The organism is Microcoleus sp. PH2017_12_PCY_D_A (assembly GCF_020738565.1).
GTDB lineage: Bacteria > Cyanobacteriota > Cyanobacteriia > Cyanobacteriales > Microcoleaceae > Microcoleus.
This window is the reverse complement of record NZ_JAEQCI010000043.1, coordinates 22,321-41,782: the sequence shown is the minus strand read 5'-3', so window position 1 is coordinate 41,782 and position 19,462 is coordinate 22,321. Positions and strand designations below refer to the sequence as shown.

Here is a 19,462-nt window from a genome sequence, read left to right as displayed (position 1 = left end):
CACCACTCCGATTCCATCCCGAACTCGGTTGTTAAACGCTGCGGTGGCGAAGATATTTGGCGGGTCACTGCCTGAGAAAATAGCTCGATGCCTGGGATTCTATTATAAGATAAAGCCTCTTTCTGATCTCAAGAAAGGGGCTTTGTTGTTTGAGAAGATTAAGCAAAAAATAGAGAAAGGATACCGATCGGGGTTGTTGTTATGTTGAGCTCTTTGCTGAGACTAATCTAGATTGTTCACATCTTCATGTTTGTTTGCTTCTCTCAATTTACGACCCAAATATTTAGCTCCTCTACGGCCGACAAACTTAGCTCCTGCTGATAAAATGCTTTGGTCTTGTTCCTGAGAATTGTTTGGGTTTTGGAGTTTTTGTTTGTCTCTCCCAAAACTAGCAATAAATTCAAAAGCTGGTATCAAGCCTACTAGCAATATTAGCACAACCAAAAATATCGGCATCAGCAATAATCCCAGCAATAGTACAGCACCCTTACCCTTCAGACTAACCAAGATGATGGTGATAATGTTCTCCCACCAAGAACAGCCCCAGCGTCCACAAAATTCTGCCAAAATTAGTTGCATGCTTATTTTTACTCCTTAAACTGTATGTCCCTAACTTTTTTGTTGCAACCGCGCTTCGTGCTTTCCTAAATAAAAGTAGCGATCGCACTTTTGTATCTAAATAAAATAAGTGCGATCGCACGTTGGTAGAAATAGCGATCGACCTGGTAAATTTAGCTAATTGTCGATCGCTTTGGCAAAGAAGGTGGTGGGGGTGCAGGCTGAGAAGGTCGGGGCATATAGCTCTGTTTGGGACGACAAGCTTCTATAATTTCATTGCGAAACAGGTTGAGTTTATCATTGTTGTTTCCAAACAGAATCAGATTAATTGTACTCGTGTAAATGACAATATAACGCTGTTTGACAACAAAAGCTAAGACAATGAAGATAATACCAATGAAGAATATGGTGAGGGTTAAAATTCCTAGTCCGAGCAGCCACCAAGTACAGCCTTCGCCAATTTCAACTGCTTGGACATTTTGAATGGGAATGACAATTTCTTTGATTTCTAAGCCAAAAAATGAAGTAAAATTTCCTTGTAAGGTGTCCCCAACTATTTTAATAGTTCCTGTACCACTGGTTCGGAGTGGAACTACACCGACTAATTGACCGGGAAGACCGCTGATTTGCGTAACTGATTTAGACTTCATTTTCTTTGATTATTATTGAGATAAGAAGGACATAACTCGTACAATTCCTGGTAGGGACACGGGCTTTAGCCCGTGTCCTTACACCGATCGCTCTTCTCAGTAGGTATTACATTAAAGCTTGAAGTCTTTCTAGTGCTTTATTCAAATACTCAATGGCTTTTTTGAGATTTTCGATTTTTTTCCGATCTTTTTCTTCTTCACGAAGTAGAGCGTCGCGTTGGTCTTCAAGGGAGCGAATACCTAGCCTTAGTTGTTTTATAATTTCTTGAAACTTGATATTTGTTTGAACTTTGCTAGTATTTTTTTGAAGGTAAATAATCTCTTCGATCACAAATTCCAGTCCGACTGTACCAACTAACCAAGGATTTATGCCGCCGTTAATTCCTCTGATAATTTCTTTGTAGTTCGACTTAAACCGGATAATACAATTTGGATCGAGGTCTAGTTTTGTAGCAAAATACCTGAGCTTTCCGGCGAGTCTTTCTTCATTGTTAATTTTCAAATCTTTGAATGATCGATCGCGACTATCACCCAATGGGTAATAGGGTTGAAACAGTGTTACTTCTAATAAAATTAGATACCGGGTCAATTGATTTCCAGCAGCGATTAGGCTGGATTTTACCGAATTTTGGAGACCTTCAAAATTAGTAATTAATTTCAATGAACTGTTATGTGGAGTGTCAGGTGTAATTTGGCTGTTCAAAAAAAGCGTGGCTGAATTTTCCCACTTGCGTAACCACTCTTGCTTAAGAGATTTTTTACTGTAATCCGATTCTTGGTCAATATCATCTTGCACCAAGTGGTACTGATAGCTGAACATAATTCTAGTTTTTTCTAGAGTCAACCCCAATTCTTTCATAGCTTGCGAGTCCTTTTGGATCGCAGAAGATTCCGTCGCAATGCTATCAGGATCAGTTGTAGTTTCGTCGGAATATAATTCTGATTCCTCTTCCGATTCATCCCGGACTCTGAAGTAGTAAAAAAGATTAGCAACAGCCAAATTAGATGCTTTTTCCAAGTTCGACGCTACTAAACTTTTATGACCCCCTATTTCCCCTTGCTCGATGATATAATCTTCGTAATATTCACGTCGCTCCGGTTCCAGCATCAATTCCAATTGAGTGCGAAGCGCATAAAAATGAGACTTCGGCCTCAAATTCTCATAAACTAACTGTTCCTCTGGTATTGCTAAAGCTGTTGCGGCTGATTTTTTATCCTCAACAACAGTCAAGTTTGATTTGCTGAAATCAGCACTCTGCAACTGCTTTAACTGTGTTGGTGGCAAAGCTTGAGTCCATTCAATCTGATTTAGCCAAATGTCTAATGTGGCTAAATCGTGATTGTGAATTCGCGCGATCTCAGGAAATAGAAAATCAAGCTCTTCGTCAGAGTCACAGCATTGTATGATACTGATGCCATCTTGACGGATTTGTTGTTGAAGTTGAGAAAGCCGATCGCCCGCAGCACCAAATTCATTCTGCACCTGATACGTGCCAATAATACTTTGCTCGATCGCCCAACTGCACTCTAATCGGCGCAACTGTCCCGCCGCACAAGTTTCTGCCAACAACTGCGGATTTTTGTAATCTGCTAAAGCTTCAAACAACATCCCCCGCGCTGCATCAATTTCAGCATTCCGGCGGTTGATATCTTCCACTTGCAAAGCCGATCGCATTCGTTGAATTGCTTGATTAAATAACCCGTAAGCCCGCACTAAAACTAAACGGTGGTTCTCAAATTTTAGATCGGCAACAACTTCGGCAATTAATTGCTTAATTTCCGCGCCTTGGCCTTTCACAAGTTGTTCTAAATTGATGAAACCATTTTCAACTTTAACATCCAGCCTTTCTACTGCTTTTTTTAGTTTCAATGTTTGGTGCAAATTTACCGCCGACAAAGCTACCCCAGCCGCAACTCCCACACCAATGACGGCTGTTGTCGCTTGCAGCACCCCCAAACTCGCTTGCACGGCTTGAAAGCCCATGTGGTTTTGATACATCTGCAAGCCGCCCATAGCAAGCTGCACGGGAGACACTAACGGCGATAGCGGGCTGTTGTTGACAACCGCGCCAACGGCATGGGCAGCAAACTGTCCCGTCGCTGCATCTCTCGCCATGCCGATCGGCACTCCGGCAGATGTAAAAACTTGTACGTACTTGCCAGCCTCGATCGCAGCCTGTACCGCAGGGGGAAATACAAAGTTCACCATCGATTTTTACCCCGTAACATACCCAAAGAATTACTAATCAATTATGATACATTAAATAAAAAAAAGTTATCTAAAGGCGCGGCAAATGGACACTTCGCTAATTAGTTCGCAAACTGTTGAGGTTGTTTTGCGGCTGACAGGGCAAAACCTCCGCAAAGAGGATATTAATCCTCCGATTCTGTTTCTGGCGGCGCTGATAACTGTGTTGCTGGGAGTCATTAATGCCGACGGTACTTTTGGCGCTGAAGAAAAGCAGCAACTGGTGACAACTTTGAGGGAACTTATTCCTGCTAATAACAGCTTGCAAAAATTGGTAATGCCAATGGTTAAAAGCGTGACGCAACATCAAGTTTACAATAAATTTCCGGTGTTGTTGGCGCTGACAGCGTGTTTTTCTGAGGAGGAAAAACTGCTGCTAATTAGTTTTGGCTATCAGATGTCGGTCGCAGATGGATCGATGGACGAGATCGAAAAACAGTATTTGAAGAACGTTGCCGATCGACTCGGAATCGATGGGCGATATTTGACTGTTTTGGAGGCGAGTTTTAGCAGTAGGGCTATCGAAGATACAGCAGCTTTAGAAAAAGTGCGATCGTTACTAGATCCGGCACAATTTCAATCTCTCGATTCTATGTTTGTCCGTGCTGCAAGTCACATTCTCCAGCATTTGCCAGCAAAACCGAAACAGCAAAAAAATCAAAAGCATTCAGTCTCGTCATATCAGGAGTTGAAAAAATTTCAGGAGTACCGGCAACAACTAAATGCTGTCTGTCAGCCGCTGTATTTAACCCTGCAAGATGGGAGCGATCGCAACGTCATATCTCCTAATTTAACAGAAGAAGTAACAAAAATATCTCGTAAATTAGAATCTCAATGTTTCCGCGTTGCTGTTGTCGGTGACTTTAGTAAGGGCAAATCAACCTTACTAAATGCTTTGGTGGGCGAGAAAATCCAACCAGTGAGGGCTACTCCCTGTAGCGGTACGGTGACTATTTTGAAATATGGGTCGAAGCGGCGGGTTATTTGTCACTATAAAAATGGATGTAAGGAAGAGATTTCGCCGGAAGAATATAAAGAGAAAGCTGCTATTTCTAAAAAGGCGGCTTCTGGTTCTATTGCAGATAAAATAGCCAAATCGGAAATTGCAGAAATCGTTTTTGAGCATCCCGAATTAGAGTTGTGCAGCAAGGGCGTAGAAATTATTGATACTCCCGGATTGAACGAACAAGCGGAACGCACATTGGCGACTCAGCAAGTTCTGAAAACGGCTGATGCTGTTATTTTTTTGACTAATGCTAACAATGTTTTACCACAGACAGAAGAAGAACTGCTTTTCTACTTGAAAAAAGAATTGAATTATGGTAAAGAAGATGAAGGTGCAAGAAACATTTTTATTGCAGTGAATTTTTTCGATGGGCTGGAGACTGAAGAGGATCGCCAGGATGTAAAAGAAAGGGTAGAAACAATTGTTAATGGGGCAAAACCAATTATTGCTGGTGAAAACCGGATTCATTTTATTTCTGCTAAATCTGCACTTGAGGCGATTTTGGATGAAACGGAAAATGAGTATGTGAAATCTTTTCAGGATTTTACCAAATCTCTGGAACAGTTTTTGACAGTTGAACGGGGGGCGATCGAACTTCAGCAATCAGCCGCCGGAATTCAGCAAATTATTGACACTGGTTGTCAGGAATTGAATCAATGGCAGAAAATGTCAGAGGGAAAATTGACAGTTTCTGAAGGAGATAAGCAGAAAATATTTGAACAAATGGCGGAAGTGAGCGGTCGCGAGGTTAAAATCAAACTTTTAGCGAATGAATTGATGGAGCAATCTTTAGAAGAAGCTCTTGAATCTTGGCATGAATGGGTGGAAGGATTGGGAGAACGCCTGAGGGCAAAAAGTCATCGCTGGACTTCCGAACACGGACACATCATGAGTCAAGACAAGTTGACTAAAGATTATGCAGATCAATTTGTACGAGACATTACCAAAGAAATTGATGACTGGGGAAATCAAAAAGTACAGTCAATTTTAAAACAAAATATGGGAGTGCTAGACAGCCAAATCGGTGAAGATATTTATGCAATACGGCAAGAATTTCAACAGTTTGACCAGCAACTCAGCACTAGCCTTGTCGCTCAATTCAATAACTTAGGAACAGCAGGTAGCTTAGGCGGAATTAACAGCAGTGGAAGCAGAATAGCTTCATCAATTGGCGAGATTGAGGATGGTGGATTTTTGGGGGGTTTAGGAATTGGTGCAGCAGTTGGTGCTGCGTTGCTATTTTTTACAGGACTTGGTTTTATAGGAGTTGTTTTGGGTGGCTTAGCCGCTGGTGCTGGTGGCGGTTTGGGCTGGAGTTTTTTAGATGGCGATGCTGTTAAAGCTCAGATTAAGGAAAAAGTTTGTGAGTTAGGCTTTGAGAAATTTGGCGAATCGGCAGAGTCTATTTTTGAGAAGGTACAACAAAGAATTATTGCAGTATTTGCCGATCGCGCTGATGCGAATAGCGATGCGATGTCAAAAGCCATCGCGCTGTGGGAAAATTTACTAGAACAGCAGGAAAAGCGCGATCGACAAAATCAAGCAGAATGCGAAGCCGAAAAAGCTTGGCTGGCTGACAAACGCCGGGAATTGGAACAAGTACAAAATCAAATTGAAACAATCCTAAACCGAAGCGATCGCTAATATCATGTCCGGTCGATTACTCGTAATAAAAACGGTTCGTTCGTAGTGCGGACACCAGGACGCTCCCTTTTGCGGACACCAGGACGCACTACCAAAAGCGATCGCGCTGTGGGAGAATTTGTTAGAACAGGAAGAAAGGCGCGATCGCCAATGCTCGCGTCCAAGTCGCTCAACAGGTAGGAAGGTAAGATGATACCGCAACATCTGATTGTGCAACAATACTTCGCATTGAAACTTTTGTCTGCGCTGGGCTGCGGGCTGATAGCCGGAGTCTTCTTTGCCTTCTCAACCTTCGTGATGAACGCCCTTAGCCGACTCCCGCCGGCGCAGGGCATTGCGGCCATGCAGTCGATCAATATTACAGTCATCAATCCGTTGTTTATGACGGTGTTTCTGGGAACGGCTGCGGCTTGCATCTTTCTGATTTTCTCCTCATTAAAGTGGCATCAACCGGGCATCCCCTATTTGCTGATTGGTAGCTTGTTGTATCTAGTTGGCACGGTGGGAGTGACGATCGCACTCAATGTACCGCTAAACGATGCGCTGGCGAAAGTCGAGCCTGGTAGCGCTGAGGGCGCGAAACTATGGGCTAGCTACCTTGTTAACTGGACTTTTTGGAATCATGTGCGGGCGTTAGCAGCGTTTGTGGCAGCGGCATTTCTGACTATCGCCCTCCGTTACCCTTGAAAAGGCGACAGTCAAGATAAGGAGGCAAATATATATGGAGTTGGAGGCAAAACCGAGTTCGATAGGAACGCCGATATCCGAAGTCGAAATAGATGCGGCCCTCGTCTACAGATTGTTAGAAAACCAGCACCCAGATTTGAAACACTTGTCGGTGCATCTCGTTGATTCTGGTTGGGATAATGCAATGTTTCGGCTGGGCGACGAGTTGTCTGTACGACTCCCGCGCCGCAAAATAGCAGCCTCCCTTCTCGAAAACGAGCAAACTTGGCTGCCGCTTTTGGCCGATCGACTTTCTATCCCTGTTCCAACGCCTTGCAGGGTGGGCAAGCCGGCAGGGGGTTATCCTTGGCGGTGGAGTGTATTGCCCTGGCTGCCCGGTGTAACTGCCGATCGACAAGAACCCCATGCCAATCAGGCAAAACGCTTTGCTTCATTCTTGCGATCGCTGCACGTACCTGCGCCATTCAATGCGCCATCAAATGCCTTTCGCGGCGTACCGTTGCCTTCTCGGGCGGCTTCTGTTGAGGAACGGATGCAGCGACTGAAGGCGAAAAATAACCCGATCTATCTCTCGATCGAGAATGCTTGGAATGTGGCTTTAAACGCGCCTGTTGACGTTGAAGCAACATGGCTGCACGGCGACCTTCACCCGCGAAACGTGCTGGTTAAAAACGGTGCGATCGCCGGGATTATTGATTGGGGCGACATGACATCAGGCGATATTGCCACAGATCTTGCTGCTATTTGGATGCTTTTTGGCGATCGAAATGCACGCCAACTGGCGATCGCAGAATATGCAAATATTTCGGAAGCAACACTGCAACGCGCCAAGGGATGGGCGGTACTTTTTGGTGTTGTGTTACTCGATACAGGATTAGTTGATAATCCAAGGAACGTGCTAATTGGGGAGAAAATATTGCGCCGTGTTTCTGAGGATGGATAATATTATGTCCTGTCACCAACCAGCAATCAACACTGTTCGTAGTGAGGACTTTAGTCCGCTCAATTAGAGGACTAAAGTCCTCACTACGAACCTGTTCTACAGTTGATCCTGATGATTTTTCTGTTCCGAACTATGCGGACTTTAGTCCTCACTACGAACCTGCGGACTAAAGTCCTCACTACGAACCTGCAAAATAGTCTTGTTTGCACTGTTTCCATTGTTGGTCAGACCGTGGCACTCCCTGAAGTCCGAATGCGCTGTTTGCGTTGCCATTCCAAGCAGCTTCGGCATCTTGCAAGTAAGATCCAAATTGCTCGTTGGTAATTTCAATATTCTCAAACCCGATCGATCGCAAAATTTGGCAACATTTTTCGTGCGTCCCCAGTAACTCGTTGGGATTCGGGATGGTAATGCCGTATCGCTGCACGACTTCCCGAAACAATATAGATGTGGTTGGAGATGTTTCTGCGAGACAGGAAAAGGCGACAACTCCGCCCGGTTTCAGAGCATTGTACCATTTACGGAGGGCTTGGGGAATATCTGTCAGATAGACGATCGCACTGGAACACAAAATTGCATCAAATTGGCTTTCGGGAAATTCTTGTTCGTCGGCCTCTGCTGCCGCAAACTCGATATTCGTCAGCCCTAAATCTGCAACTTTTTTCCTCGCTTGCTGCAACATTCCCGCAGCAAAATCCGTTCCCAAAACACTGCCCCCGGGCCCAACAACCTGGGCCGCCGCAATCGCCGCTAAACCGGTTCCGGTAGCAATATCTAGAACTTGCTGGTGCGATCGCAATTGGGCCAATTCTACTAACCGAGTTGCCGCCCGTTTGTGAAACTCAGTTTCGTAATCCGGGCGGTTGTTAAAATCATTGAGAATCTGCTGCTTGTAGGCGGTTAGCGAGTCAGTCATTCCGAGTGATTGGTGGGATTTTCTATATTGTGGCAGATTGAGGTTCGATCGTTCGGAATGCGAGTCCGCATCCATAACGGTTGAGTAAAGTCCAAACGATCGAACCCATCTGATTGCCGTAGTTCTCTTGGGGCACGATATTACCTCTAAATTCTTCAGTCTGCGGAGGCAGACATTGTTTGTATAGAAGCGGTTTCAACCGCCGACTCCCCGCCGACTCCCCGCCGCATCCCGCCGACTCCCCGCCGACTCCCCGCCGACTCCCAGGCAACAAACACCGCAAAACTGGGATCGCGAAGCTGTAATCAGCTACAATCCAGTTTGGTAAAGAATTTTTACGAGCTCACAGCCCATTACAGCCTTTTGGGCCTGTATTACCCAACCTGACTGAAAATATGGATTTTGCTACTCTTGCAGCCCAGCTAAATGCTGGAACTATCTTACCCGAGGGAATTGTCATCATCACCCTCTTGGTGGTTCTCGTCGGCGATTTAATCGTAGGGCGCAGTTCTTCTAATTGGACTCCCTACGTTGCCGTTGCGGGTTTGCTGGCCGCCGTCGCTGCTTTGTGTTTGCAGTGGGATAACGCTAACACTATCTCGTTTCTGGGCGGTTTTAACAGCGATGCCTTGAGTTTGGTGTTTCGCGGAATAATCGCTTTGACGGCGGCTGTCACTATTTTGATATCCGTCCGCTACGTACTGCAAACGGGTACTGCTTTAGCGGAATTTATCGGCATTTTGCTCAGCGCTACTTTGGGGGGAATGTTCCTCAGCGGCGCTGATGAATTGGTGATGATTTTTATTTCGTTGGAAACTCTGAGTATCTCGTCTTATTTGCTGACGGGTTATACAAAACGCGATCCGCGTTCCAATGAAGCTGCTTTGAAATATTTGTTAATTGGTGCATCTTCTTCGGCGGTGTTTCTCTACGGTATTTCGCTGCTGTACGGATTGTCTGGCGGCCAAACTACGCTAAGCGCGATCGCAGCTAACCTTTCTACAGTTAATAACGGTGAATCTCTCGGTTTGGTGATTGCATTGGTTTTTGCGATCGCCGGAATCGCCTTCAAAATCTCCGCAGTTCCCTTTCACCAGTGGACTCCAGACGTTTACGAAGGTTCGCCGACACCAGTTGTCGCCTTCCTTTCAGTCGGTTCCAAAGCCGCCGGTTTTGCCCTAGCAATCCGGTTGTTAACAAGTGCATTCCCCGCACTCACAGAACAGTGGCACTTCGTATTTACAGCCTTAGCCATACTCAGCATGGTATTGGGCAATGTAGTGGCCCTCGCCCAGACTAGCATGAAGCGGCTTTTAGCTTATTCGTCGATCGCCCAAGCCGGATTTGTAATGATTGGTTTAGTCGCAGGAACCGAAGCCGGTTACTCCAGCATGATATTTTATATGTTGGTTTACCTGTTGATGAACATGGGCGCATTCGCCTGCATCATCCTCTTCTCCCTGCGGACAGGAACCGATCAAATCAGCGAATACTCCGGTTTGTATCAAAAAGACCCGCTGCTAACATTAGCCTTAAGTATTTGCCTGCTTTCCCTCGGCGGAATTCCGCCATTGGCTGGATTCTTCGGCAAAATTTATCTATTCTGGGCAGGCTGGCAAGCAGGACTTTACGGCTTAGTTATCCTGGGATTAATTACCAGCGTAGTTTCAATTTACTACTACATCCGCGTCGTCAAAATGATGGTAGTAAAAGAACCTCAAGAAATGTCGGACGCAGTGAAAAACTATCCGCCAGTTCGCTGGAACCTTCAGGGAATGCGGCCCTTGCAGGTCAGCGTTGTAGTCACCTTAGTAGCAACAACACTGGCAGGAATTTTATCGAATCCTTTGTTTAACTTAGCAAACGATTCTGTCACCAAAACTCCCATGCTGCAATCGGCATTGACTCAACTTGTACCAGTTGCAACTGCGAAAGTTGAATCAAATCTTGTGTCTCGCAACGATTAATTTCAGCAAATTTTGAAAGATGATATAGCGCCTAACTGTAACAAGTGAGGCGCTTTTTTTCTGTAAAAAATACGTTCGTAGTGAGGACTTCAGTCCTCATAATTTGATGCGGACTAAAGTCCTCACTACGAACCGATCCTGTGATATAATATTAATCATAATTTTTATGAGTAAATTAATATAAATGAGCAAAGAACACACCTACCGCATCCATACAGTTTGGACAGGTGCCAGTCAAGGTTCTACTGCATCTTATGATGCTTATTCTCGCGAGTATACAATAAATATCGAGGGTAAGCCACCATTCCTAGGTTCAGCAGACCCAACTTTTAGAGGCGATGCTGCGCTGTACAATCCTGAAGATTTATTGGTAATGTCGCTGTCAGCTTGCCATATGTTGAGCTATCTTGCTTTGTGTGCTCGTGCGGGGATTCGGGTAATTTCTTACTCGGATGAAGCTACGGGAAAGATGGCACAAAAAGATGGCAAAATTCGGTTTACGGAGGTAATTTTGCATCCGCACGCAACCATCGAAGCTGGTAATGATTTGGAAAAAGCACGCAGTTTGCACGACAATGCACATCATGTTTGTTATATTGCTAATTCAGTGAATTTTCCAGTGCTACATGAGGCAACAGTTATTGAATTCAAGGCTTCTCAAGTCAATAATTAAAAAATAGTCGCAACCGTTGAGGTCACAATGTTAGTAAAAACCAAGCCAAAGTTTTATACTCCCGATGAGTACCGGCAATTAGAAGAAACTGCCGAGTTTAGAAATGAATATCGCGATGGAGAAATTGTACAGATGACAGGTGGCACAATTAATCACAGCCAGATAATAGGTAATATTTATGCCTTTTTGAAAGCTACTTTGCGGGGAAAGAATGCAAGACCATTTATGAGTGATTTGCGGTTGTGGATTCCTCGACACCGACGGGGAACTTACCCGGATGTGATGGTAGTTGAAGGAGAATTAGTTTGCACAGAGGGACGCAAGGATGAGATACTCAATCCGGTACTGATTGTGGAAGTGCTTTCTAAGTCTACGAAGGATTTCGATCGAGAGGATAAGTTTCGGTTTTATCGATCGCTCCCTAAATTCCGCGAGTACGTATTAGTCAGCCAACAAGAATTTTTAGTGCAACAATATATTAAAAATGAATCAAATCAATGGTTGTTTCAGGAATATGAGGGAGAGTCTGCAACTGTTTCTTTCGCTTCGGTGGGAGTGGAAATGTTGATGAGTGATATCTATGAGCTAGTTATATTTGAAACCGAGGAAACAGAAGTGCATCAGTAATTAGGTTCGTAGTGAGGACTTCAGTCCGCATCAAATAGGTTCGTAGTGAGGACTTCAGTCCGCATCAAATAGGTTCGTAGTGAGGACTTCAGTCCGCATCAAATAGGTTCGTAGTGAGGACTTTAGTCCGCATCAAATAAGTTCGTAGTGAGGACTTCAGTCCGCATCAAATAAGTTCGTAGTGAAGACTTCAGTCCGCATCAATTAGGTTCGTAGTGAGGACTTTAGTCCTCTTCAAATAAGAGAGGGCTAAAGCCCTCACTACGAACACTTATTCAACTAAAAATAAAATCGCATGAATGTAATCTGGCTACTCTTAAAAGCTTCTTGGTTGAATGTTTCCATCGCCATACTCACAGGCTTAATTAGCGGCGGTTGCAGCGCGCAGTTAATTGCTTTCATCAACCGCGCCATCAGCGACAATTCCAATCAGAATTTAGTCTGGTATTTTGCTGGATTGGCAGTTTTAGCCCTCGTCACCGGAGTTATTTCCCAATTTTTGTTAATCTACCTTTCTCAAGAAGCTGTTTACAATCTGCGACTGAATTTGAGCCGAGGGATTTTGTCTTCTCCTTTGCGGCACTTGGAAGAATTGGGCGCTAATCGGTTGCTGGCTACTCTCACCGATGATGTGGGAACTCTTTCTAATACTATATTTTTGATTCCTTTTCTCTGCGTTGATATCGCTATTGTTGTAGGATGTTTGACTTATTTAAGCACGCTTTCTGGAGCAGTTTTTGCAGTTGTATTTGCTTTTTTAGCGCTGACTATCGCCACTGTACAGCTCTTGCTAAACAGAATGAGAAAATTCTTCAATTTAGCCAGAGAAGAACAGGATAGATTGTTTAAACATTTTCGCAGCATTACTGAAGGAATTAAGGAAATCAAACTGCATTCGTTGCGCCGCAAAGAGTTTTTTGATGAAGAGTTGCAGGTAAGCGCTGCTGATTCTCGCAATTACAATTTGCAGGCGCTGAATACCGCAGCAGTGGCGACGGGAGTCGGACAATTGCTATTTTTTATGCTGATTGGTTTGCTGCTGTTTGCTTTGCCGAAATTTGTGCCAGTTTCTACGCCTGTTTTGTCAGCGTATATTCTGACAAGTACCTATTTGATGTCTCCGTTTCAGAATATTTTGCAAAGGCTACCGCTGATTTTTCGGGCTAATACTTCTGTGGAGAAGATTGAGAGAATGGGATTGGCTTTGGCGAGTCAATCTGAGATAACTGCTGCGGTTAAATTACCTGAGAATTCTCGGTGGGAGACCTTGGAGTTAAAAGGAGCTACTCACAGCTATCCTGGAGATAAGGAAGATAGCAATTTTGTTTTGGGCGAACTGAATTTGAAGTTTCATTCCGGTCAATTGGTGTTTATAATTGGGGGTAACGGTAGCGGTAAGTCTACTTTGGCTAAGTTGCTCGCTGGTTTGTACATTCCTGAATCGGGAGAGATTCTCCTAGATGGACAGACGATTAATGATGAAAACCGTGAGTGGTACAGGCAGCATTTTTCGGTGATTTTTTCTGATTTCTATTTGTTCGATCGCCTTTTGGGAATGACCGATCGCGATTTGGACAATCAGGCTGCTGAATATCTGCGAGAGTTTCATTTGGATAATAAAGTTAAGGTGAAAGATGGCGTTTTGTCAACCACGGCTTTGTCTCAGGGACAGCGAAAGCGGCTGGCTTTGCTGACGGCTTATTTGGAAGACAGGCCGATTTATTTGTTTGATGAATGGGCTTCGGATCAAGATCCGTTTTTTCGGGATATTTTTTACAAGCAGTTGTTACCGGAGTTGAAGCAGCGGGGGAAAACTGTGTTTGTCATCAGTCACGACGATCGCTATTTCGATTTAGCCGATCGCGCAATTAAACTAGATTACGGTAAAATTGAGTATGACCGACAAAATGGATAAGTACCGAATCGTGGAAACTTTGACTGACAGTCAGGTTTCCGACTTGATGGATTTGTACAAAAACGAGTTTTGGTGCAACAAGCGGACGCGGGAGGATGTGGTGAGAATGCTGGCCGCGACTGATGTTATCATTGGTTTGGTCGATGAGGGCGATGGCGTCCCGCCCCGCAAGCTACGATTAATTGGCTTTAGCCGCGTCATGACTGATTTTGTCTACAGAGGCACGATTTTTGATGTGATTGTCCACCCAACATACAGAAAGATGGGACTGGGTAAGGTGTTGATGGATGCAGTTTTAAATCATCCCCAACTGCAAGCCGTGGAGAATTTGTCTCTTAACTGTTTGCCGAAAATGATACCATTTTACAAACGTTGGGGTTTCACTGATGATATCGGTGAAATGAAGTTTATGCGAAAAATGCGCTGAACTTAGGAGCGTGAATTAAATAATTTACACATATTTGTGGGATGGGCGTCCCGCCCATCCCACAATAACAATAAAAATTGTAAGTTATTTGATTCTCATTCTTTAGTTTGTTCAAATCCCCAATTTTTCGCGAATTACTTCTGCTTTGAAACCGACTAAAACAGCCGTTCCATCTTTGACAAAAAGAGGACGTTTCAGCAGCATTGCATCTTTCGCAAAGGCTTCCACCCACTCTGCATTCGTCCAGTCTTGCTTCTCGTTGCCCAAGGCGCGGTAGGATTGGCCAGATGTATTTCGCATTGGTTTAAAACCCAAAGCAGCTACCCAGTTTTGAATGGTTTCGCGAGTTGGTGGCTGTTCTTTTGTGTTAATGAACTCGTAAGTAATACCACTATCTTTGAGCCACTGGAAAGCTTTTTTGCAGGTTCCGCAGTTGGGAATTCCGTAAACTTCAATTGACATAATATTTGGGAATGGGGAATTGGGAATGGGGAATTGGGAATGGGGGATTGGGAATTGGCCCGCGCTGGGAATTGGGCAAACAGGGAATTTGCCCGCGCTGGGAATTTGCCCGCGCTGGGAATGGGAAATGGGGAATGGGGAATTGGGAATTAACCAATAACTAATAACCAATAACTAATAACCAATAACTAATGACTAATGACTAATGACTAATTTAGCTTGTAGAACCCATTTTTGCACGCGATCGACTGAAGGAGTCAAATCATTGCGCTGCATTGTCGCTACGTGGAGTCTCAGGATTTGTTGGTGCAACCTCTCCACGGGCATTTGAGCCAATTGAGCCGCAGAAGCAACGCCCGCGTGCAGCAACAGCCCGCAATACTGACAGCCGACACTCGGAATTCGAGCCAGCTCGGCCATTGCTACCCATTTATTAACATATTGAATGTTAATCTGTAATTGATGTGCTAGCAACGATTTCGCAGCCGGTGTTTTCGTCATCCGAATTAGTTGTGCGGTGGTGGTGATGCCGCACTCTTCTAGTTGAGATTGGTTTTCGTTGCTCAATCCCGGTAAGTGTTCGATCGGCCAATCGCGTACTTGCACCGAAGTTTTAGAAGCTGTGTGAGAAGTTTTCATATTTTTTTTCAGTGAATTTACTTATACTTTAAATTCTCAAATATACGATCGTCAATAGAGGCTATTACTCATGTCACAAAATCCACAACAACCCGATCGGCTTCTTTGGCACACCGCGGCTGTTATTTTTTGCTGTATTGCTTGTGCAGTAACACTTTCAGCATTTTTATTTTGACCGTCGGCAAAGGTTCCTGGTGAACAAAATTATGGCTGCGATGACGACAAAGACGATCGCAAACATAGCACTAAAGAGTGCAGCAAAAAAGAAAATAAAGATTAGACTTTCCCTCAAAATGGCTGCTAAATTTGTAGTTAGCACAAAAGTGCTGTAATGCCTAGAATCAAAGGACTGAAGTCCTTACTACAAAACGAACTCAAAATTATCAATTTTTACCAATGAAAATTACAAAAGGTTATGATTTGTTAACAAATACTTTACAGGAACGGCGGCAAAAACTGGCCAGTTTAATTGATTTTCCCGTAATTCTGTGGTCGGGGCGCAGCATTCCTCGCAATTATCCGGCACTTGTTTATCCTTTTCGCGCCAGCAGTCACTTTCTATATTTTGCTGGTTTGCCGTTAGAAAATGCTGCGATTCGTTTAGAATCTGGGAAGTTAGAACTGTTCTTAGATGATCCAGATCCTAGCAGCACGCTTTGGCACGGGGAAATGCCGAAAAGAGCGGAAATTGCTGAACTAATTAGGGCTGATGCTGCTTACCCCATGAGTGAGTTGAAAGCGCGAGGGACAAATGCAGCTACGATCGCCCTCCAGGATAGCTTAACTCGGTTGCAACAGTCTCAAATTCTCGATCGCTCCGCTTCACCGTCCAAATCGCCAACCGGCATCGATCTGGAATTAACTCAGGCGATCGTATCTCTGCGCCTGAGCCACGATGCAGCCAGTTTGGTCGAATTGCGTCAAGCTGCGGCTGTCACCGTAGCAGCTCACAAAGCGGGCATGGCGGCAACTCGAACAGCTAAGATTGAAGCGGGCGTGCGGGCTGCAATGGAAAGTGTCATCATCTCGGAAAATATGACTTATGCCTACCCAAGTATTGTCACCGTGCAGGGGGAAGTTTTGCACAGCGAACACTATCACAATCCGCTACAAGCAGGAGATTTGCTGTTAGCAGATGTCGGTGCCGAATCGTCAATGGGATGGGCGGCTGATGTGACTCGCACTTGGCCGGTTTCTGGCAAGTTTTCGCCGACTCAAAGAGCAATTTATGATGTAGTTTTGGCAGCGCACGATGCTTGTATCGAGCAAATTAGTCCGGGCGTGGAATATCAAGATATTCACCTGTTAGCTGCTAGAATTATGGCGTCAGGATTGGTAGATTTGGGCATTTTGCGGGGCCCTGTTGACGATTTGGTAGAAATGGACGCTCACGCGCTGTTTTTTGTGCACGGTATAGGACATTTAATTGGTTTGGATGTTCACGATATGGAAGATTTGGGCGATTTGGCTGGCTATGAAGCGGGGAGAGTGAGAAGCAGTCGGTTTGGGTTGGGTTTTTTGCGGCTGAATCGTGTTTTGCGATCGGGAATGCTGGTATCGATCGAACCTGGTTTTTATCAAGTTCCGGCAATCTTAAATAACCCAGAAACTCGCGCCAAATATAAAGATTTTGTAAAGTGGGACGAGTTGGAAAAATTCGCAGATGTCCGGGGGATACGCATTGAAGATGATATACTTGTCAGCGAAGGAGGTAGAGAAGTATTGACAGGGGAACTGCCAACAAAAGCTCGGGAGATTGAGGAGTTAGTTGTGTAAGTGCATAGGTATCGATCGCCAAAAGTGCGATCGGGAGCCTCTCAATTTTTGCAAAAAGCATTTTTTTTACACTGCAAGCGTTGTCGCTCGCGTGCTATACATAGCAAGAGAACTCTGGAAGTCCACTACAAATGCAAAACTGAGATGTTCCCAGTGCGATCGCCCGCAGTTCTATCATGTGTGAGCAACATAAAGAAATATGAATAAAGCTTGGCAAATAGGTCTTTTTGTGTTCGTTGAAAAACTAGCGGTGCAAGTCCAAAAATTCGCAGCACGGAGACTGGCGCGTATTTTTCGGACAAAAAGTGTAGTCGCACCGCCGCCAATGCAAGCTGCACCTTTGCCTAGCAATGAAGCAGACAGGCTAAAAGCACTTAACCGCTACAACATTCTCGATACAGATGCCGACGAAGCTTTTGATGACCTAACAGCTTTAGCATCCTATATTTGCGGCACTCCTATTGCTTTAGTCAGCTTAGTAGATGCTAACCGACAGTGGTTTAAATCAAAAGTCGGTCTGGAGGCGCCAGAAACTCCCAGAGAGATAGCTTTTTGCTCTCACGCTATTTTAAATCCCAACGAATTGCTAGTTATACCCAATGCTTTAGAAGACGAGCGCTTTGCCGGAAATCCGCTAGTAACTTCCAATCCTAATATTAGGTTTTATGCTGGAGCACCGCTAGTAACTCCTGAGGGTTTCCCCATTGGCACTTTGTGCGCGATAGATACAGTTCCTCGCCATCTCACCCCAGAACAACTAGAAGCCCTGCGGACTTTAGGAAGGCAAGTTATTAGCCAAATGGAGTTGCGAATTAATTATGCTAAATTAAAGCGCGCGCAGATCAGACAGAAACAAGTAGAAGCAAAACTCCGTTCTACTGACGAGCAAATTGTCAATTTTCTAGAAGGAATGAGCGATGCTTTTTTTGCTCTCGACCCCCAGTGGCGATTTACTTACGTCAATTACAAAGCAGCGCAATTTTTGCAGCGCGAGCCGGAAGAACTTTTTGGTAAAATTTTTTGGGAAGAGTTTCCAGATTTAGTAAATTCGGTATTCTATAAAGAGTCTCATGAAGCTGTTTCTAAACAAGTCGGAGTAACTTTTGACAAATATTATCGTCCCTTAAGAGTGTGGTTGGAAGTCCGGGCTTTTCCTTCTCACGACGGCATTTCTGTGTTTTTTCACGACATCACCAAGCGCAAGCAGATGGAATCTGCACTCAGGAAAGAACAGAGAAAAACTGATGGTTTGCTGCTAAATATTTTGCCCGAAGCTATTGCAGATAGGTTGAAGCACGAACCGGGGGTAATTGCGGACAAGTTTGAAAAAGCCACAATTCTTTTTGCTGATTTGGTGAATTTCACTCAAATTTCTACCACGATGTCCGCGACGAAACTGGTATACTTGCTGAATGAAATTTTCTCGACTTTCGACCAACTAACTGACAAGCACGGATTAGAGAAAATTAAGACGATCGGGGACGCTTACATGGTAGCGGGCGGTATTCCCATTGAACGCCCAGACCACGCAGAGGCGATCGCCGAAATGGCACTGGATATGCTAGCAGCTATTCAGGAATTAAATGTGAAGCTAGACTCGAATTTTAACATCCGCATCGGGATTAATAGTGGCCCAGTGGTAGCGGGGGTAATCGGCACTAAAAAATTCATTTATGATTTGTGGGGAAATGCAGTAAATACAGCCAGCCGCATGGAATCTCACGGCATCCCCGGTCGCATTCAAGTTAGTATCTATACTTACGAGTTGCTGTGGGATAAATATGAATTTGAAGAACGGGGTTTGATTGAGATTAAGGGTAAAGGGGAAATGCGGACTTATTTTCTGAAAGGTAGAAAGACAGAAGGCGAGATGGAAATCGGAGATTGAAATCAAATTAAGTGCAGTATGGTGCCTAGGAAGAATAGATGAGATTGCCAAAGTGTTTTTAATCAAATTTGGGACGGGCTCTCCGGCCCATCCCACAAGAAAAAAATTGTGGGATGGGCCGGAGAGCCCGTCCTAGATATTTTTGGAAGAGGTAAAATAAGATTTTATGGAAAAACTGACAATCTCAAAACTGAGGCACTCCTCGAATGAATGGTGCGTCAGAATGAGATTTTTGGTAATGATTGAGAATTGTCAAACTGACGCACCCTACGGCTAAGACTCGAAAGTACCTGAACAATCAGCCCCGATCGCAAACCAAGCAAAACCGCCGCCGCAGATGAGCCAAATCAGATTATGCTATACACAGAGATATCCGAGCCATCCTAGGCACGGTACTCAACGTTATAAAAATATTAAATTGAAGTCGTCGGAGCCT

At 44.5% G+C, this 19,462-nt stretch carries 18 protein-coding genes; 11 read left to right on the top strand and 7 right to left on the bottom strand.

All coding sequences use genetic code 11. The annotated features are described in order from the left end of the window. Nucleotides 1-222: 222 nt before the first annotated feature. From JGK39_RS13945 to JGK39_RS13935, 3 genes are all read right to left on the bottom strand, one after another. On the bottom strand, nucleotides 223-579 hold the full coding sequence (locus JGK39_RS13945) for a hypothetical protein (protein ID WP_293252606.1): 357 nt from the start codon (nucleotides 577-579) through the stop codon (nucleotides 223-225). A gap of 152 nt (nucleotides 580-731) precedes the next feature. After that, nucleotides 732-1,208, bottom strand: a complete 477-nt coding sequence (locus tag JGK39_RS13940; protein WP_293252609.1) for a hypothetical protein — start codon at nucleotides 1,206-1,208, stop codon at nucleotides 732-734. A gap of 106 nt (nucleotides 1,209-1,314) precedes the next feature. After that, nucleotides 1,315-3,417: a hypothetical protein gene (locus JGK39_RS13935; protein WP_293296639.1), complete on the bottom strand. Its 2,103-nt coding sequence runs from the start codon at nucleotides 3,415-3,417 to the stop codon at nucleotides 1,315-1,317. A gap of 85 nt (nucleotides 3,418-3,502) precedes the next feature. Between JGK39_RS13935 and JGK39_RS13930 the strand changes: the two genes are divergently transcribed. The 3 genes from JGK39_RS13930 to JGK39_RS13920 all read left to right on the top strand — a co-directional run bounded on the left by JGK39_RS13930 (nucleotide 3,503) and on the right by JGK39_RS13920 (nucleotide 7,736). Then, nucleotides 3,503-6,106, top strand: coding sequence for a dynamin family protein (locus JGK39_RS13930; protein ID WP_293296637.1), 2,604 nt, complete (start codon nucleotides 3,503-3,505; stop codon nucleotides 6,104-6,106). Between the two features lie 342 nt (nucleotides 6,107-6,448). Further along, on the top strand, nucleotides 6,449-6,793 hold the full coding sequence (locus tag JGK39_RS13925; protein ID WP_366515970.1) for an anthrone oxygenase family protein: 345 nt from the start codon (nucleotides 6,449-6,451) through the stop codon (nucleotides 6,791-6,793). A gap of 34 nt (nucleotides 6,794-6,827) precedes the next feature. Beyond that, nucleotides 6,828-7,736, top strand: a complete 909-nt coding sequence (locus tag JGK39_RS13920; protein WP_293296633.1) for an aminoglycoside phosphotransferase family protein — start codon at nucleotides 6,828-6,830, stop codon at nucleotides 7,734-7,736. A 178-nt stretch (nucleotides 7,737-7,914) separates the two neighbouring features. Here the strand turns inward: JGK39_RS13920 and JGK39_RS13915 are convergent, their stop codons facing one another. Both JGK39_RS13915 and JGK39_RS13910 read right to left on the bottom strand, forming a co-directional pair. Further along, nucleotides 7,915-8,652, bottom strand: a complete 738-nt coding sequence (locus JGK39_RS13915) for a class I SAM-dependent methyltransferase (protein WP_293252627.1) — start codon at nucleotides 8,650-8,652, stop codon at nucleotides 7,915-7,917. Between the two features lie 22 nt (nucleotides 8,653-8,674). Beyond that, the gene (locus tag JGK39_RS13910; RefSeq protein ID WP_293252630.1) at nucleotides 8,675-8,851 is read right to left on the bottom strand and encodes a hypothetical protein; all 177 of its coding nucleotides are present in this window, start codon (nucleotides 8,849-8,851) and stop codon (nucleotides 8,675-8,677) included. 196 nt (nucleotides 8,852-9,047) lie between these two features. Between JGK39_RS13910 and JGK39_RS13905 the strand changes: the two genes are divergently transcribed. The 5 genes from JGK39_RS13905 (at nucleotide 9,048) to JGK39_RS13885 (ending at nucleotide 14,261) form a co-directional block, all read left to right on the top strand. Further along, a complete protein-coding gene (locus tag JGK39_RS13905) occupies nucleotides 9,048-10,619 on the top strand; it encodes an NAD(P)H-quinone oxidoreductase subunit N (RefSeq protein WP_293252633.1) in 1,572 nt (523 codons plus the stop codon). A 184-nt stretch (nucleotides 10,620-10,803) separates the two neighbouring features. After that, entirely contained in the window at nucleotides 10,804-11,292 is a 489-nt protein-coding gene (locus JGK39_RS13900; protein WP_293252636.1) for an OsmC family protein, read from the top strand. A gap of 27 nt (nucleotides 11,293-11,319) precedes the next feature. After that, nucleotides 11,320-11,919 (top strand): Uma2 family endonuclease, encoded by a 600-nt coding sequence (locus tag JGK39_RS13895; protein ID WP_293252639.1) that lies wholly within the window; start codon nucleotides 11,320-11,322, stop codon nucleotides 11,917-11,919. Nucleotides 11,920-12,214: 295 nt separating this feature from the next. Beyond that, a complete protein-coding gene (locus JGK39_RS13890) occupies nucleotides 12,215-13,834 on the top strand; it encodes a cyclic peptide export ABC transporter (RefSeq protein ID WP_293296631.1) in 1,620 nt (539 codons plus the stop codon). Further along, nucleotides 13,815-14,261: a GNAT family N-acetyltransferase gene (locus JGK39_RS13885; protein ID WP_293252645.1), complete on the top strand. Its 447-nt coding sequence runs from the start codon at nucleotides 13,815-13,817 to the stop codon at nucleotides 14,259-14,261. The genes JGK39_RS13890 and JGK39_RS13885 overlap by 20 nt, the downstream gene beginning before the upstream one ends. 111 nt (nucleotides 14,262-14,372) lie before the next feature. Here the strand turns inward: JGK39_RS13885 and JGK39_RS13880 are convergent, their stop codons facing one another. Continuing rightward, nucleotides 14,373-14,723, bottom strand: coding sequence for a Spx/MgsR family RNA polymerase-binding regulatory protein (locus JGK39_RS13880; protein WP_293252648.1), 351 nt, complete (start codon nucleotides 14,721-14,723; stop codon nucleotides 14,373-14,375). A gap of 11 nt (nucleotides 14,724-14,734) precedes the next feature. Between JGK39_RS13880 and JGK39_RS13875 the strand changes: the two genes are divergently transcribed. After that, complete coding sequence (locus JGK39_RS13875) at nucleotides 14,735-14,887, top strand: hypothetical protein (protein WP_293252651.1); 153 nt, start codon at nucleotides 14,735-14,737, stop codon at nucleotides 14,885-14,887. Between the two features lie 31 nt (nucleotides 14,888-14,918). On the opposite strand, the gene JGK39_RS13870 is transcribed toward JGK39_RS13875, so the two are convergent. After that, nucleotides 14,919-15,362 carry a DUF4332 domain-containing protein gene (locus JGK39_RS13870; RefSeq protein ID WP_293252654.1) on the bottom strand — a complete coding sequence of 148 codons (444 nt, stop codon included), beginning with the start codon at nucleotides 15,360-15,362 and terminating at the stop codon, nucleotides 14,919-14,921. Between the two features lie 396 nt (nucleotides 15,363-15,758). Between JGK39_RS13870 and JGK39_RS13865 the strand changes: the two genes are divergently transcribed. Beyond that, on the top strand, nucleotides 15,759-17,138 hold the full coding sequence (locus JGK39_RS13865; RefSeq protein ID WP_293252657.1) for an aminopeptidase P family protein: 1,380 nt from the start codon (nucleotides 15,759-15,761) through the stop codon (nucleotides 17,136-17,138). A 199-nt stretch (nucleotides 17,139-17,337) separates the two neighbouring features. Continuing rightward, a complete protein-coding gene (locus JGK39_RS13860; RefSeq protein ID WP_293252660.1) occupies nucleotides 17,338-19,026 on the top strand; it encodes an adenylate/guanylate cyclase domain-containing protein in 1,689 nt (562 codons plus the stop codon). Nucleotides 19,027-19,462: the final 436 nt, after the last annotated feature.

Coding starts and splice junctions, on each gene's coding strand:
- JGK39_RS13905 (WP_293252633.1), top strand. CDS start 9,048: ATGGATTTTGCTACTCTTGCAGCCCAGCTAAATGCTGGAACTATCTTA.
- JGK39_RS13945 (WP_293252606.1), bottom strand. CDS start 579: ATGCAACTAATTTTGGCAGAATTTTGTGGACGCTGGGGCTGTTCTTGG.
- JGK39_RS13900 (WP_293252636.1), top strand. CDS start 10,804: ATGAGCAAAGAACACACCTACCGCATCCATACAGTTTGGACAGGTGCC.
- JGK39_RS13915 (WP_293252627.1), bottom strand. CDS start 8,652: ATGACTGACTCGCTAACCGCCTACAAGCAGCAGATTCTCAATGATTTT.
- JGK39_RS13920 (WP_293296633.1), top strand. CDS start 6,828: ATGGAGTTGGAGGCAAAACCGAGTTCGATAGGAACGCCGATATCCGAA.
- JGK39_RS13860 (WP_293252660.1), top strand. CDS start 17,338: ATGAATAAAGCTTGGCAAATAGGTCTTTTTGTGTTCGTTGAAAAACTA.
- JGK39_RS13890 (WP_293296631.1), top strand. CDS start 12,215: ATGAATGTAATCTGGCTACTCTTAAAAGCTTCTTGGTTGAATGTTTCC.
- JGK39_RS13885 (WP_293252645.1), top strand. CDS start 13,815: ATGACCGACAAAATGGATAAGTACCGAATCGTGGAAACTTTGACTGAC.
- JGK39_RS13875 (WP_293252651.1), top strand. CDS start 14,735: ATGGGGAATTGGGAATGGGGAATTGGGAATGGGGGATTGGGAATTGGC.
- JGK39_RS13940 (WP_293252609.1), bottom strand. CDS start 1,208: ATGAAGTCTAAATCAGTTACGCAAATCAGCGGTCTTCCCGGTCAATTA.
- JGK39_RS13925 (WP_366515970.1), top strand. CDS start 6,449: ATGCAGTCGATCAATATTACAGTCATCAATCCGTTGTTTATGACGGTG.
- JGK39_RS13930 (WP_293296637.1), top strand. CDS start 3,503: ATGGACACTTCGCTAATTAGTTCGCAAACTGTTGAGGTTGTTTTGCGG.
- JGK39_RS13870 (WP_293252654.1), bottom strand. CDS start 15,362: ATGAAAACTTCTCACACAGCTTCTAAAACTTCGGTGCAAGTACGCGAT.
- JGK39_RS13935 (WP_293296639.1), bottom strand. CDS start 3,417: ATGGTGAACTTTGTATTTCCCCCTGCGGTACAGGCTGCGATCGAGGCT.
- JGK39_RS13880 (WP_293252648.1), bottom strand. CDS start 14,723: ATGTCAATTGAAGTTTACGGAATTCCCAACTGCGGAACCTGCAAAAAA.
- JGK39_RS13865 (WP_293252657.1), top strand. CDS start 15,759: ATGAAAATTACAAAAGGTTATGATTTGTTAACAAATACTTTACAGGAA.
- JGK39_RS13895 (WP_293252639.1), top strand. CDS start 11,320: ATGTTAGTAAAAACCAAGCCAAAGTTTTATACTCCCGATGAGTACCGG.